Genomic DNA, 13,671 nt, shown 5'->3' on the forward strand with positions numbered 1-13,671 from the left:
CGTTAAGGAGTTGCCCTGATGAGCAGCCTGTCCGTTTACCACGTCTCAAGCCCTGACTTGCCTAACAAGGTGCTGACGCATTTCGAAGACATCGCCTCGACCCTGGGCGAACAAGGCGTGCGCTTCGACCGTTGGCAAGCCACGGCGAAAATCCAGCCCGGCGCCAGTCAGGAAGAAGTGATCGCCGCGTATCAGGAGCAGATCGACAAACTGATGACCGAACGCGGTTACATCACCGTCGACGTCATCAGCCTGAACAGCGATCACCCACAAAAAGCCGAATTGCGCGCCAAGTTTCTCGACGAACATCGCCATGGCGAAGACGAAGTACGATTTTTCGTCGCCGGCCGTGGCTTGTTCACCCTGCACATCGACGATTACGTCTACGCGGTGCTTTGTGAGAAGAACGACCTGATCTCAGTACCGGCCGGCACCCCGCACTGGTTCGACATGGGCGAGCATCCGCATTTCGTCGCGATCCGTCTGTTCAACAACCCTGAAGGCTGGGTGGCTAATTTCACCGGCGAAGACATCGCCAGTCGCTTCCCGCGTCTTGAGGACTGAGGCGATGCCGATCAAAGCGATTCTCACCGACATCGAAGGCACCACCAGCGCGGTGAGTTTTGTGTTCGACGTGCTGTTTCCCTACGCCGCCAGACACTTGCCGGATTTTGTTCGCCAGAACGCCGCGCGTTCGGATGTTGCCGAGCAACTGGACGCTGTTCGCCGGGATACTAATGAACCGAACGCCGACGTCGAGCGGGTCATCAAGATCCTTCTGGGCTGGATCGCCGAAGACCGCAAAGCCACGCCGCTGAAAGCGTTGCAAGGCATGGTCTGGGAACAGGGTTATCAGGCCGGAGAGTTGAAAGGCCACGTTTACCCGGACGCCGTTGAAGCGCTCAAACGCTGGCATCAGGAAGGCTTCAAACTGTTTGTTTATTCGTCCGGTTCGATCCAGGCTCAAAAGCTGATCTTTGGTTGCTCGGAAGCGGGTGATCTGTCACCACTGTTCAGTGGCTATTTCGACACCACCTCGGGGCCCAAGCGTGAAGCGAAGTCCTACGAGCGCATTACCCAGGCCATTGGCCTGGACGCTTCGCAGATCCTGTTTCTGTCCGACATCGTCGAGGAACTGGACGCGGCGCGCACAGCGGGAATGGCTACGTGCGGGCTGGCCCGAGAGGGTGGGGAGTTGGCAGGGCATGTGACCGTCGACAGTTTTGCGCGGATCGATCCTGCCACGTTCTAAGCATCGATACACAAACCCTGTGGGAGCGAGCTTGCTCGCGATAGCGGTGTGCCAGGCGACATTTCTGTTAACTGATCCACCGCTATCGCGAGCAAGCTCGCTCCCACAGGGGATTGCGTGATTCCAGAAACAACTCAGGCCGTGAAGCGAAAGCTCTCACGGCCTGTTTGTTTACAGCATCGGAACGGTTTAAACCGAGTGATACGTCGGCAGGGCAAAGCGCTGCTGGCTTTGCAGCATGGAAATCTGCGGCAGTTCGCTGGCCTGTTCGGCGATGTCACGGCGAATGGCACTGATCACCCAGGACAGCTGATCTCCCGCATGCAATTGCTGGTAGGAAATCGAGCGTTTGAAGACTTTGCCGTCGGTGCTGCTCAAGGTCAGCAGAATGCCGCCGTCCGGACGTGGCTGGGTGTTCACTTCGAAGTTGGAGAACAGGGACGAAAATTTTTCTTGGATCAGGCTCATGGCTATCAGCTCCGTTAGCTCTTGAATGGCAAGCATGCAGAGGTAGTTGCAGTGATTGTGCCAGCACCTTATTTTTTAAAAATCCTTATATATCAATTAGTTAGTTTTTCAGTGCTTTTGCACTTTCGTGCAATCTGCATGAATGGCCATCGTGCATCCTGCATTTTGCGTGGTCGACATCGATTCGATGGAACCAATTGCCCGGCGCAAGCTCACGATTTCGAATGCCGCAGACGTGGATACAAATCATTTCAAAAACCGCGTGTACAGCTCAGGAACCGCTGACGTATTTTCGGCCTCAATCAACGCCGCCCGAACAATAAAAAGATCGACCGGGAGCCACCATGAGCCGCACGCCGCACGACACGATTACCTGGGGCATGATGCTCCGCAAGCTGCCTTCCATTGCCAAAGCCATTCCTCGCGTGGTGAAGGGCATGAAAGCCGCCAACGTCAAGGACCCGACCCAACCGTGCGGCCTGGGCTGGAGCTTCGAGCAAGCGACGTTGCGCAATCCCGATGGCCCGGCATTGCTGCAGGGCGAGGTGGCGCTGACGTATGCTCAGGTCAACCAATGGGCCAATCGCATTGCCCATCATCTGATTGCCCAAGGCATCCGAAAGGGCGATGGGGTGGCGATCTTTATCGAGAATCGCCCGGAACTGTTGGTGACGATTCTGGCGGTGGCCAAGGTCGGCGCGATCAGTGCCTTGCTCAATACTTCGCAGACTCGCGATACCCTGGCTCACAGCCTGAACCTGGTGGCACCCGCGGCGATCATTGTCGGAGAAGAGCTGGTGCCGGCGTTTTCGGCGGTTCGTGAACGGGTGTCGATCGAGGCGGCGCGCACCTGGTTCGTCGCTGATCGAGACACCTTCAGCCATCCGGGCATTGCGCCCGACGGGTTCATCAACCTGATGACCGCCAGTGCCGACATCTCCAGCGCCAACCCCGCCAGCAGTCAGCAGGTTTTTTTCGACGACCCTTGTTTCTATATCTACACCTCAGGGACCACCGGCTTGCCCAAGGCCGGGGTGTTCAAGCACGGCCGCTGGATGCGCAGCTCCGCAAGTTTCGGGCTGATCGCCTTGGATATGCGCCCGGAGGATGTCGTCTATTGCACCTTGCCGCTCTATCACGCCACCGGGCTGTGCGTGTGCTGGGGTTCGGCGATCAGTGGCGCCTCGGGTTTTGCCATTCGCCGCAAGTTCAGCGCCAGTCAATTCTGGAACGATGTGCGCAAGTACCGCGCGACTACCCTCGGTTACGTCGGTGAATTGTGCCGCTACCTGGTGGATCAACCGCCCAGCGCCGACGACAGCAAGCACCGCGTGACGAAGATGATCGGCAATGGCCTGCGCCCCGGCGCGTGGGGCGAGTTCAAGACACGTTTTGCGGTGAATCACATCTGCGAGCTGTACGCCGCCAGCGACGGCAACATCGGCTTCACTAACATCCTCAACTTTGATAACACCGTCGGTTTTTCCCTGATGTCATGGGAGTTGGCGGCGTACGACCACGACAGCGGTGCGCCAATTCGGGATGCCAAGGGCTTCATGCGCAAAGTCGCCAAAGGCGAGCAGGGGCTGTTGCTGGCGAAGATCGACGACAAGGCGCCGCTCGACGGCTACACCGATCCGCAGAAGACCGAAAAGGTTGTGCTGCACGACGTGTTCGAGAAGGGTGACCGTTACTTCAATACCGGTGACCTGCTGCGCAACATCGGTTTCGGTCATGCGCAGTTTGTTGACCGTTTGGGTGATACCTTCCGCTGGAAGGGTGAAAACGTCTCGACCACCGAGGTCGAGAACATCCTTCTGCAACACCCGAATATTTCCGAAGCCGTTGCCTATGGCGTGGAAATCCGCAACACCAACGGGCGTGCGGGGATGGTGGCGATTACGCCAGCCGAGTCCCTGGCGACCCTGGACTTCAGCGAACTGCTGGCTTTCGCCCGTGAGCAAATGCCCGCCTATGCGGTGCCGTTGTTCCTGCGGGTGAAGGTGAAAATGGAGACCACCGGCACGTTCAAATACCAGAAGACCCGCCTCAAGGACGAAGCCTTCGACCCCGGCAAAACCGGCGATGATCCGATCTACGCCTGGCTGCCGGGGACCCAGACTTACGTGCAGGTCACTCCGCAGTTGCTGGCGGATATTCACGGCGGCGCTTTTCGTTATTGAATGCAGCGCTATTGAATGTGGCTATGGCCTTCCATGAGAAAAAAGAAGTGACAGCCTCGGGGCTGCTCGGGAAACTGTCGGCTTTGCGAATAACAGAACGTGGAGTCCCCAATGTCAGACCAAAGCCGCCAGATGTCCCCCGAAGAAGCCGCTGAATTTGCCGAACAGGTATTCAACAAAGCGCGCGAGGGCGATGCGGCCATGATGGCTGCGCTGTTGACCAAGGGCCTGCCGCCGAACCTGCGTAACCATAAGGGCGACACCTTGCTGATGCTGGCTGCTTACCACGGTCATGTGGAGACGGTAAAAGTCCTGCTCGAACACAAGGCCGACCCGGAAATCCGCAACGACAACGGCCAGAGCCCGATTGCCGGCGCGGCGTTCAAAGGTGACCTGGCGGTGGTCAAGGCACTGGTTGAAGGCGGCGCGCAGGTGGAAGGTTCGTCCTTCGACGGTCGCACTGCGCTGATGATGGCGGCGATGTTCAATCGCGTGGAAATCGTCGACTACCTGATCAGCAAGGGCGCCGACCCGCAAGCCAAGGACGCCAATGGCGTCTCTGCGCTGGATGCGGCCAAGACCATGGGCGCGGTGGACACCACGGCGCAGCTTGAGAAATTGCTCGGCTAACGGCTCAAGGAATACTTGAGACAAACGAAAAACCTGTGGCGAGGGGATTTATCGGAATGCCGCACCACCCCGTTCGGCTGCGAAGCAGTCGTCAATCCGGTTAACGCGCTCTTCCTGAGAAGAATAGGTGACTGGGATGGGGTGGCTACGCCACCCAACGGGGATAAATCCCCTCGCCACAGATAAATCCCCTGCCACAGATAATCGCCCTGCACACTGGTAAATCCACTGACCACAGTGTGGTCGGCCTGAATCAGGCGGGTCTCAATACACCCAAACCTCAACCCGCCGATTCTTGATTCGCCCCTCATCCGCGCTATTGGCGGCCACTGGCATCTCGGCGCCAAAACCACGAATCTCGCGAAACACCACACCGCTTTTCACCAGTTCCCGCCGCACCGCCATGGCGCGCAGTTTCGACAGCAGATCGGCCCGCGCCGGATCACTTTTGGCGTCGCCAAACCCCACCAGCGTCACCTGCCGATTGGTCTTGTCACGTTGCTTTATATAGTCGAGTACCCGCGACAGGTCCTGCCGGGCCTTGTTGTCCAGCGTCGCACTGCCTTCTTCGAAACGGAAATTCACGGTCAGTCGCTGGGCGTGACGGCTGAGCGCCTGATAACCCTCGGGCATCAGCGCGTTCGGTGTGACGGTCATGGCCTGGACGGTCTGGGCGATAAAACCATTGGCCGCGACAATCGCCTGACCCTTGCTGCTTTGGGCGAACGCCACCAGTGCTTCGGCCCAGGGATTTTTCCCATTGGGCGGCAGGTAAAAGAACAGCCGACGGGACAGCGGATAGTCTTCCGTGGCAATCAGGCTGTTGAGCGGCAACATGGCTTGGGATTGGCCATCGGCAATCGCCACGGCTTTGGCCTGACGCACGTAAGGCAGGCCGATGAAGCCGATACCTTGCGGGTCGAGGCTGACTGCGTCGGACAATTGCTCGCTGGATTCGAAACGTTTCGCAGCGCTGCTCAGCGTTTTCCCACGACGGCTGAGGACCAATTCCTTGAACGTGTCGTAGGTGCCCGATTGGTCATCCCGCGCATAGAGATGAATCGTCCCACCGCTGCCGCCGAGCTCTTCCCAGGTTTTTGCCTCGCCGCTGAAGATTCGCGCCAGTTGTTCGGTGTTCAGTTCACTCAACGGATTTTGCGGATGAAGGATGATCGCCAGGCCATCGATGGCGATGACCTGCTCGGCGCCGGCGCTTTTAAAGTCGCCCAAGCGTGCAAGGTCTGCCCGTTCGCTGTCCTTGATCGGGCGCGAGGAGGCGGCGAGGTCGGCGGTAGCAGTTTTCAGGGCGGTGAAACCGGTGCTGGAACCGTGGGCCGCGACGTCCACCGCGACCCGGCGGCCTTGAACGGTTTCGCCGATGACGCGCAGTTCGTTGGCTTTGTCCGGGGCTTCGCTGTGAATCTTGAGCAGGCCCTGTTCGCGCATCAATCCCTCAACCAGCGCCGGGCCCAATGCCGCGCCAATGGTGTTGGAACCCTGGATGCGCAGCACCGGGGCAGACTCGGGCGTCGGCAACGCGCCAGCCGACGCCGTCAGCGGCAGCCAGGCGCACAGCATCAACAGGAACAACACGCGCAGCGTCATGCCAGCACCTTATAAGCCAAAGGAAGTGCCGGGAGAATAAGTCAGTAAGGTTTCTGAAAGATGACAGATCAAAAGATCGTCCGAACGCGGCCCGAGCCTTCCGCAGCTCCTACAGGGTGTACGCCGACCCATTGTAGGAGCTGCGGAACGCTGCGATCTTTTGCTTTTAGCTCAGCTCAAGCCAGATCGGCGCATGATCCGACGGCTTTTCCATTCCACGCAATTCGTAATCCACACCCGCATCCTTCACCCGTGGCAACAACCCATGGGACGCCATGATCAAGTCAATCCGCAGCCCACGCTTGGGCTCATCCTCAAAACCGCGGCTACGGTAGTCGAACCAGCTGAAACGGTCGGCCACCTCGGGGTTCAAGTGACGGAAGCTGTCCACCAGGCCCCAGTTCTTCAAACGGGCCATCCACTCGCGTTCTTCCGGCAGGAAGCTGCATTTACCGGTTTTCAGCCAGCGTTTCATGTTGTCCGGGCCGATACCGATGTCGCAGTCTTCCGGGGAAATGTTCACGTCGCCCATCACCACCACCGGCTGATCGTTGCGGAACTGGCTTTCCAGCAATTGCTGCAGATCGCTGTAAAAGCGTTCCTTGGCTGGGAACTTGGTCGGGTGATCGCGGCTTTCGCCCTGTGGGAAATAGCCGTTCATGATGGTCACCGGCACGCCATTGGCGTCGGCGAACGTGCCCCAGATGAAGCGGCGCTGAGCGTCTTCTTCATCGGTGGCGAAACCTTTGTGCAGCGCGATAGGTTCCTGACGCGAAAGCAGGGCCACGCCGTAATGACCTTTTTGACCGTGGAAATACACGTGATAGCCCAGCGCCTGAACCTCCGCCAGCGGGAATTGGTCGTCGTGAACCTTGGTTTCCTGCAGTCCGATCACATCTGGCTGATGCTTTTCGATCAGCGCCGCCAGCTGATGGGGGCGAGCGCGCAGCCCGTTGATGTTGAAGGAGACGATCTTCATGGTCGGCAGTCCTGGCAAAAGGGCGATGCTAGCTGACATGTAGGAATGGGGCCAGTGTGGGGTGAGGGGATTCACTGTGTTCTATCAGATCTATATTGGCAGTGCGGGCCTCTTCGCGAGCAGGCTCGCTCCCACAGGTTAGGAGTCTGGTCTATACCTGTGGGAGCGAGCCTGCTCGCGAAGACGGCTTAAGCAGCAACACTGATTCGGATCAGAAAGGAACTGTGCCAGCGCTATAGGCTCGTAACCAGAAGAGCGCAGTCATTTGAGCTGTGCCCCGGGGAGAAATACCGTTATGCCCGAAACCTCGACCGTCATCGCCGATATTCACATGCTCGACAGCGGCTATTCCCGCGAAGCACGTTCGCTGTTGTACCAGGCTTACCGGCATGAGCCGACGTTCGGCTACCTGTTCGAAGCGGAGCGTCCCGGTTATGAACAGCGGGTCCGGGCCACCGTGCGCGAACTGGTCAAACAACACTTTCTTCAGGACTTGCCGGCCATCGGCCTGCTGGTCAACGACCGGTTGATCGGCATCGCGCTGATCGCGCCGCCGCAACGTCGCCTTGGCATCACAGAGAGTTGGGCCTGGCGTCTGCGCATGGTGCTCAGTACCGGGTTTCGCTGTACCCGTCGCTATCTCGAGTATCACGATGCCGTGATGGCTTGCGTGCCGTCCGACTCGGTGCACCTGCTGCCGTTGCTGGGGGTTCATCCGCAATTCCAGGGCAAGCACTTTGGTGAACAATTGCTGCAAGCGGTGCACAACTGGTGCGCGGTGGATGAGCACTCCGAGGGCGTAATCCTCGATACCGGGAATCCTCGTTATCTGGAGTTCTATAAGCGTCAGGGCTATGAGGAAATCGGTGAGGTCGCCGTAGGACCGATTCGCGAGCACGTCTTTTTCCACGCCAATCCGCAGGTGTTACAAACAGCAACGGCATAAAGGTAGAACTTTCACCGCACACCAGGCTCTATCACGCTCCCAAGCTCGTGATAGCATCCGCGCCTATGAAGTTTCCAGGAAGAATTACCAGCGGCGTGCTGATGCTGATCACCAGCTGCGCGGCGCTGGCGCAAAGTGAATTGGATGTTCGGATCAAACCGTCCAACGATGAACTGAAAGCCAATATAGAGGGCTATATCGGCAGCCTCGGCGATCGTGACGAGGAAGCCTTGCTGCGCTTCAGTCGTGGCGCCGAAGAACAGGCACGCAAGGCCGCCCAGGCCTTGGGTTACTACCAGCCGCAGATCGACTCGGATGTGAAGGGCGGCAAGACGCCTCGCCTGGTGCTGAACATCGATCCCGGCGAGCCGGTGCATTTGCGCAACGTCACTATTCGCATCGACGGCCCGGCCGCCGCACTCAAATCCTTCCGTGTACCCAAAAGCAATGCGCTGAAAACCGGCGCAGTGCTCAACCATGGCCATTACGAAGACGCCAAGCGCCTGATTCAGAATCAGGCCTCGCGCTACGGTTTTTTCAGTGGTTATTTCAGCAGCCAGAAATTGTCGGTCGACCCGCGAGCCGGCGTTGCCGACATCGAACTGATCTACAACAGCGGCCCGCGTTATTCACTGGGTAAGGTCAGTTTCGAAGGTGACACGCCGTTCGACGAAGACCTGCTGCGGCGCATGGTGCCATTCAACACGGGCGCGCCTTATGACTCCGAACTGATCGCCGAGCTCAATCAGGCCATGCAATCGAGCGGCTATTTCGAAAGCGTGCGGGTGGATGCGGCGCCGACGGAGTCCAAGAACGACGTGATCCCGGTGGACGTCAAACTCGAAACCCGCAAACCACGGACCATGGGTCTGGGACTGGGTTATTCCACCGACGTCGGCCCACGGGTCAAGGCCAACTGGACCCGGCACTGGGTCAACCCTCAGGGGCACAGCTATGGCTGGGAGACCGAAGTCTCGGCGCCCCGACAGAACGTCGGTGTGTTCTACGACATTCCCCTGGACCCGCCGCTGACCGACAAACTGCGGTTCGCCGGTGGCTATCAAAATGAAGAAATCGCCGACAAGGACTCCCTCAGCAAACTGCTGACCGTCGGCCCCGAGTGGCACAGCAAGCTGCCCAGTGGTTGGCAGCGGGTGGTGTCGCTCAAGTGGCAGCGCGAGGAATACAGGCTCGGCGACGACTCGGGGCTCAGCACGTTGCTGATGCCTGGCGTCAGCTATTCCTACCTGAAAAGCGACAATCGCATCGACCCGCACAACGGCTATCGCCTGGAGTTCGAGACCAAAGTGGCCAAGGAAGGTTTGGGCTCCGACACCAACCTGCTTTACGGCACCGCGTTGGTGAAAGGCTTGACCACGGTCTTCGACAAACACCGCTTCCTCGGTCGGGTGCAGGTCGGCGGCAGCGCCACCAACGGCTACAAATCGGTACCGCCGTCGTTGCGCTTCTTCGCCGGTGGCGATCAGAGCGTGCGCGGTTACGACTATCAAAGCCTGTCCCCGGAAAACTCCGAGGGCGACCGCATCGGTGGCCGCTACATGATCGCCGGCAGCGTCGAGTATCAGTACTCCATCGCCGAAAAATGGCGGGTCGCGACCTTCATCGACCAAGGCAACTCCTTCAATACCCTCGAACTGCCGGACCTCAAGACCGGCGTCGGCATCGGTGTGCGCTGGGTTTCTCCGGTAGGGCCGATACGCCTCGACCTGGCCCATGCGATGGACGACGACGGCGGCATTCGACTGCACTTTTCCATGGGGCCTGAGCTGTGAATCGTGGTTTGAAAATAACGCTGCTGGCGATTCTGGCGCTGCTGATGCTGGTCGTCCTGACCGTGGCCACAGTGCTGGGCACGGCAACCGGCAGTCGCTGGGCGCTGGGGTTTGTGCCGGGTTTGACCGTCGAGAACTTCCAGGGACGTTTGGGCGGACAGTGGAGTGCCGACCGTGTGTTGTGGCAGCAGGACAGCAGTCGGGTTGAGCTGAACAAGGTGATTTTCGCCTGGTCGCCGCTGTGTCTGACGCGCATGACTCTGTGCATCGAGCAATTGAAAGCCGATCAAGTCAGCCTGCAATTCCCGCCAGGCACCGATGAAGACAGCAGCGGCGATATCGAGCTGCCGGATCTGAAGTTACCGTTGGCCATCGAATTGGGTGATGTCCAGGTCGGCAGCCTGCTGTTCAACGGCAGCGAAGAACTCAAGGGCCTGCAACTGGCGGCGCACTGGACGGCCAAAGGCTTGCAGATCGATTCCGTTCATTTGCAAAGGGATGACCTGAGTCTGAATCTTTCAGGCCTGCTGCAACCCAGCGGTAACTGGCCGCTCAAGGCGGAAGGCAAACTGACCCTGCCAGCCCCCGGCACCGGGCCTTGGACGCTGGCGCTGAAAGTCGACGGCGATCTGCTGAAAACCCTCAACCTTAAAGCCGACAGCAGCGGTTACCTGAACGGGCAACTGACCGGCGAACTGCAACCGCTGGTGGAAAACCTGCCGGCCAAGGTGCGGATCACCGCTGACGGCTTCAAGCCCGGCGCCGATCTGCCGGACACCTTACAACTCAACCAACTGGAACTCACCGGCGACGGCGACCTGAAAAACGGTTACCAACTGCAAGGCAACGCCACATTGCCCGCAGAAGTCGGCCCGGTCGCGCTGGTGCTGCAAGGCAAGGTTGACGCCAATGGCGCACAGATCGCCGCGCTGGACCTGACGGCCAACGACAAGCAAAGCCTCAAGCTCACCGGGCAACTGGACTGGAGCAAGGGCTTCAGTGCCGACGCAAAAATCGACTGGCTGGATTTTCCGTGGCATCGCCTCTATCCGCTGATCGACGAGCCAGAAGTGGCGTTGCGCAGTTTCAACGGTGAAGTTTCCTACACCGACGGCAAGTACATGGGTCACTTCAACGCCGCACTCGACGGCCCGGCCGGGGCGTTCAGCCTGACCAGCCCGTTCAGCGGCGACCTGACGAAAATCTACCTGCAACAAATTCAACTCGAAGCCGGGCAGGGCAAGGCCGAAGGGCACCTGAACCTGCAATTCGCCGACGGCATTGCCTGGGACACGGCGCTGGACCTTTCAGCGATCAACCCGGCGTATTGGGTCGCGGAGTTGCCGGGCATCCTGGCCGGACCGTTGCGCAGCAAGGGCGAGATGAAGAATGAAAAACTCAGCCTGACTGCCGACCTCGATCTCAAAGGCAAACTGCGCGGCCAACCGGCAGTGATCCAGGCCAAAGCCGATGGCGGTGGCGAGCAATGGAATCTCAGCGCGTTGCAAATTCGCCTCGGCGACAACAGCATCAACGGCAAGGGCCGCCTGCAACAGAAGCTCGCCGGTCAGATCGATATCAAGCTGCCGCGCCTGGCTCAGCTGTGGCCGCAACTGCGCGGTCAGCTCAATGGTCGCGTCGATGTCGCCGGGACACTCAAGGCCCCGCAAGGCAAGCTCGGGTTGCAAGGCACGCAACTGGCTTTCGAAGACAATCGCCTGCAAAGCCTGAATCTGGACGCCACCCTCGACAGCGCGCAGCGCGCGAAAATCGACCTCAAGGGCAGCGGCATCCAGGCGGGTGAGACGTCACTGGGCACGCTGATCGCCAGCGGTCAGGGCGATATCAAAAACCAGAAACTCACCCTCGACCTGCAAGGGCCGAAGCTGAAGCTCGCGCTCGGCCTCGACGGCAATCTGGACAAAGGCAATTGGCGTGGGCGCCTGGCCAGCGGCGATATCCAGGCCGGCGGTCAAGACTGGAAACTGCAAGGTCCGGCGAAGCTTGAACGGCTGGCGGACGGCAAGATCAATTTTGGCGCTCACTGCTGGACATCCGGCCCGGCCAGCCTGTGCGGTGAGGATCAGCGTCTGATGCCTGAGCCGAAGCTGCGTTATCACCTCAAACAGTTCCCGATCGACAGCCTGGCGCAGTGGTTGCCCAAGGATTTCGCCTGGAAGGGACGACTCAACGCCGACCTGCAACTGGACCTGCCGGCCAGTGGCCCGAACGGCCAGATCAGCGTCGATGCCAGCGGCGGCACGTTGCGCATCAAGGAGAAGGACCAGTGGCTGGATTTCCCGTACCAGACCCTGAAACTCAACAGCAAACTCACGCCCAAGCGCATCGACACTGACCTCACTTTCGTCGGCGGCAAGCTCGGTGAGCTTATGCTCCAGGCGCAGATCAATCCGTTACCGAAGGACAAGCCACTGACCGGCTCATTCCGTTTGAATGGACTGGACCTGTCGGTAGCGCGGCCATTCGTGCCGATGGTCGAGAAACTGACCGGACGCTTGAATGGCAGCGGCACGCTCGCAGGTACGCTGCTGGCGCCGCAGGTCAACGGTAATCTGTTGCTCAGCGACGGCGAGATTTCCGGGCCTGAACTGCCGATGGACCTCGAAGCGCTGCAACTTCAAGCCGTGATTGCTGGCGAAACCGTGCAGTTGAACGGCGGCTGGAAAAGCGGCAAGGCCGGGCAGGGCACCTTGAACGGCAACATCGCCTGGGGTCAGGCGTTGGTGGTGGATCTGGCGCTCAAAGGCACGCAATTGCCCGTCACCGTCGAGCCTTACGCCAAGCTGGAAATGGCGCCGGACCTGAAGATTTCGGTGAAGGACGACAAACTGGCGATTGCCGGCAAGGTGCTGGTGCCGAAAGGCGAGATCACCGTGCGCGAGTTGCCGCCGTCGACGGTCAAGGTGTCCGATGACACGGTGATCGTCGGTCAGCAGACCGAAGAGGGCAAACCCCCGATGGCCATGGCGATGGACATCGATGTGGCGGTCGGTCAGGACAAACTCAGCTTTGCCGGGTTTGGCCTGACCGCCAACCTGCAAGGTCATGTGCACATCGGCGACAACATGGACACCCGCGGCGAGCTCTGGCTCAACGATGGGCGTTATCGTGCCTACGGTCAGCGATTGACGGTGCGCCGGGCGCGTTTGCTGTTTGCCGGCCCGATCGATCAGCCGTATCTGGACATCGAAGCGATTCGCCAGACCGACGACGTGATCGCCGGCATTCGCCTGAGCGGCAGTGCCGAGCAGCCGACGACCCAGATCTTCTCCGAGCCGGCGATGAGCCAGGAGCAGGCGTTGTCCTATCTGGTGCTGGGGCGTCCGCTGAGCACCAACGGTGAGGACAACAACATGCTGGCTCAAGCGGCCCTCGGGTTGGGCTTGATGGGCAGTTCGGGGGTGACCAGCGGCTTGGCCAAGAACCTGGGGATTCAGGACTTCCAGCTCGACACCCAGGGCAGCGGCAATGCAACCAGCGTGGTGGCCAGCGGCAATATCTCCGAGAAGCTCAGCCTGCGTTATGGCGTTGGCGTGTTCGAGCCGGCCAACACCATCGCCCTGCGTTACAAACTGAGCAAGAAGGTCTACCTCGAAGCGGCGGGCGGCGTGGCCAGTTCGCTGGACATCTTCTACAAGCGGGATTTCTAACCCCTTCAAGATCAAAAGATCGCAGGCTTCGCCAGCTCCTACAGGTGTACACAAGAACCTGTAGGAGCTGGCGAAGCCTGCGATCTTTTTGCTTTTGCGACCCACCATTTATCAACTAAATAGAAAGCAGCCTAACTATTGCGT

The 13,671-nt window shown here is 59.4% G+C and carries 10 protein-coding genes; 7 read left to right on the top strand and 3 right to left on the bottom strand.

Translation table 11 applies throughout. The features are described 5' to 3' along the window. Window positions 1-18 precede the first annotated feature (18 nt). Together ACA059_RS10670 and mtnC are read left to right on the top strand one after the other, a co-directional pair. Window positions 19-564, top strand: a complete 546-nt coding sequence (locus tag ACA059_RS10670) for a 1,2-dihydroxy-3-keto-5-methylthiopentene dioxygenase (RefSeq protein WP_497633748.1) — start codon at window positions 19-21, stop codon at window positions 562-564. A gap of 4 nt (window positions 565-568) precedes the next feature. After that, window positions 569-1,252: an acireductone synthase gene (mtnC, locus tag ACA059_RS10675; RefSeq protein WP_497633749.1), complete on the top strand. Its 684-nt coding sequence runs from the start codon at window positions 569-571 to the stop codon at window positions 1,250-1,252. A gap of 189 nt (window positions 1,253-1,441) precedes the next feature. On the opposite strand, the gene ACA059_RS10680 is transcribed toward mtnC, so the two are convergent. Further along, the gene (locus tag ACA059_RS10680; RefSeq protein ID WP_497633750.1) at window positions 1,442-1,720 is read right to left on the bottom strand and encodes a DUF3509 domain-containing protein; all 279 of its coding nucleotides are present in this window, start codon (window positions 1,718-1,720) and stop codon (window positions 1,442-1,444) included. A 344-nt stretch (window positions 1,721-2,064) separates the two neighbouring features. On the opposite strand from ACA059_RS10680, the gene ACA059_RS10685 reads away from it, so the two are divergent. Both ACA059_RS10685 and ACA059_RS10690 read left to right on the top strand, forming a co-directional pair. Beyond that, the gene (locus ACA059_RS10685; RefSeq protein WP_497633751.1) at window positions 2,065-3,903 is read left to right on the top strand and encodes a long-chain-acyl-CoA synthetase; all 1,839 of its coding nucleotides are present in this window, start codon (window positions 2,065-2,067) and stop codon (window positions 3,901-3,903) included. A gap of 111 nt (window positions 3,904-4,014) precedes the next feature. Then, window positions 4,015-4,533, top strand: a complete 519-nt coding sequence (locus ACA059_RS10690; protein WP_497633752.1) for an ankyrin repeat domain-containing protein — start codon at window positions 4,015-4,017, stop codon at window positions 4,531-4,533. Between the two features lie 264 nt (window positions 4,534-4,797). On the opposite strand, the gene ACA059_RS10695 is transcribed toward ACA059_RS10690, so the two are convergent. Together ACA059_RS10695 and xthA are read right to left on the bottom strand one after the other, a co-directional pair. Continuing rightward, entirely contained in the window at window positions 4,798-6,138 is a 1,341-nt protein-coding gene (locus tag ACA059_RS10695; RefSeq protein ID WP_497633753.1) for a substrate-binding domain-containing protein, read from the bottom strand. A 166-nt stretch (window positions 6,139-6,304) separates the two neighbouring features. Continuing rightward, on the bottom strand, window positions 6,305-7,117 hold the full coding sequence (xthA, locus tag ACA059_RS10700) for an exodeoxyribonuclease III (protein WP_497633754.1): 813 nt from the start codon (window positions 7,115-7,117) through the stop codon (window positions 6,305-6,307). 295 nt (window positions 7,118-7,412) lie between these two features. Between xthA and ACA059_RS10705 the strand changes: the two genes are divergently transcribed. The 3 genes from ACA059_RS10705 to ACA059_RS10715 all read left to right on the top strand — a co-directional run bounded on the left by ACA059_RS10705 (window position 7,413) and on the right by ACA059_RS10715 (window position 13,527). Then, window positions 7,413-8,063, top strand: coding sequence for a GNAT family N-acetyltransferase (locus ACA059_RS10705; protein ID WP_046047485.1), 651 nt, complete (start codon window positions 7,413-7,415; stop codon window positions 8,061-8,063). 65 nt (window positions 8,064-8,128) lie between these two features. Next, a complete protein-coding gene (locus tag ACA059_RS10710) occupies window positions 8,129-9,856 on the top strand; it encodes an autotransporter assembly complex protein TamA (protein ID WP_497633755.1) in 1,728 nt (575 codons plus the stop codon). After that, window positions 9,853-13,527 (top strand): translocation/assembly module TamB domain-containing protein, encoded by a 3,675-nt coding sequence (locus ACA059_RS10715; RefSeq protein ID WP_497633756.1) that lies wholly within the window; start codon window positions 9,853-9,855, stop codon window positions 13,525-13,527. Before ACA059_RS10710 ends, ACA059_RS10715 begins: the two co-directional genes overlap by 4 nt. Window positions 13,528-13,671: the final 144 nt, after the last annotated feature.

The organism is Pseudomonas sp. LBUM1647, from assembly GCF_059716175.1.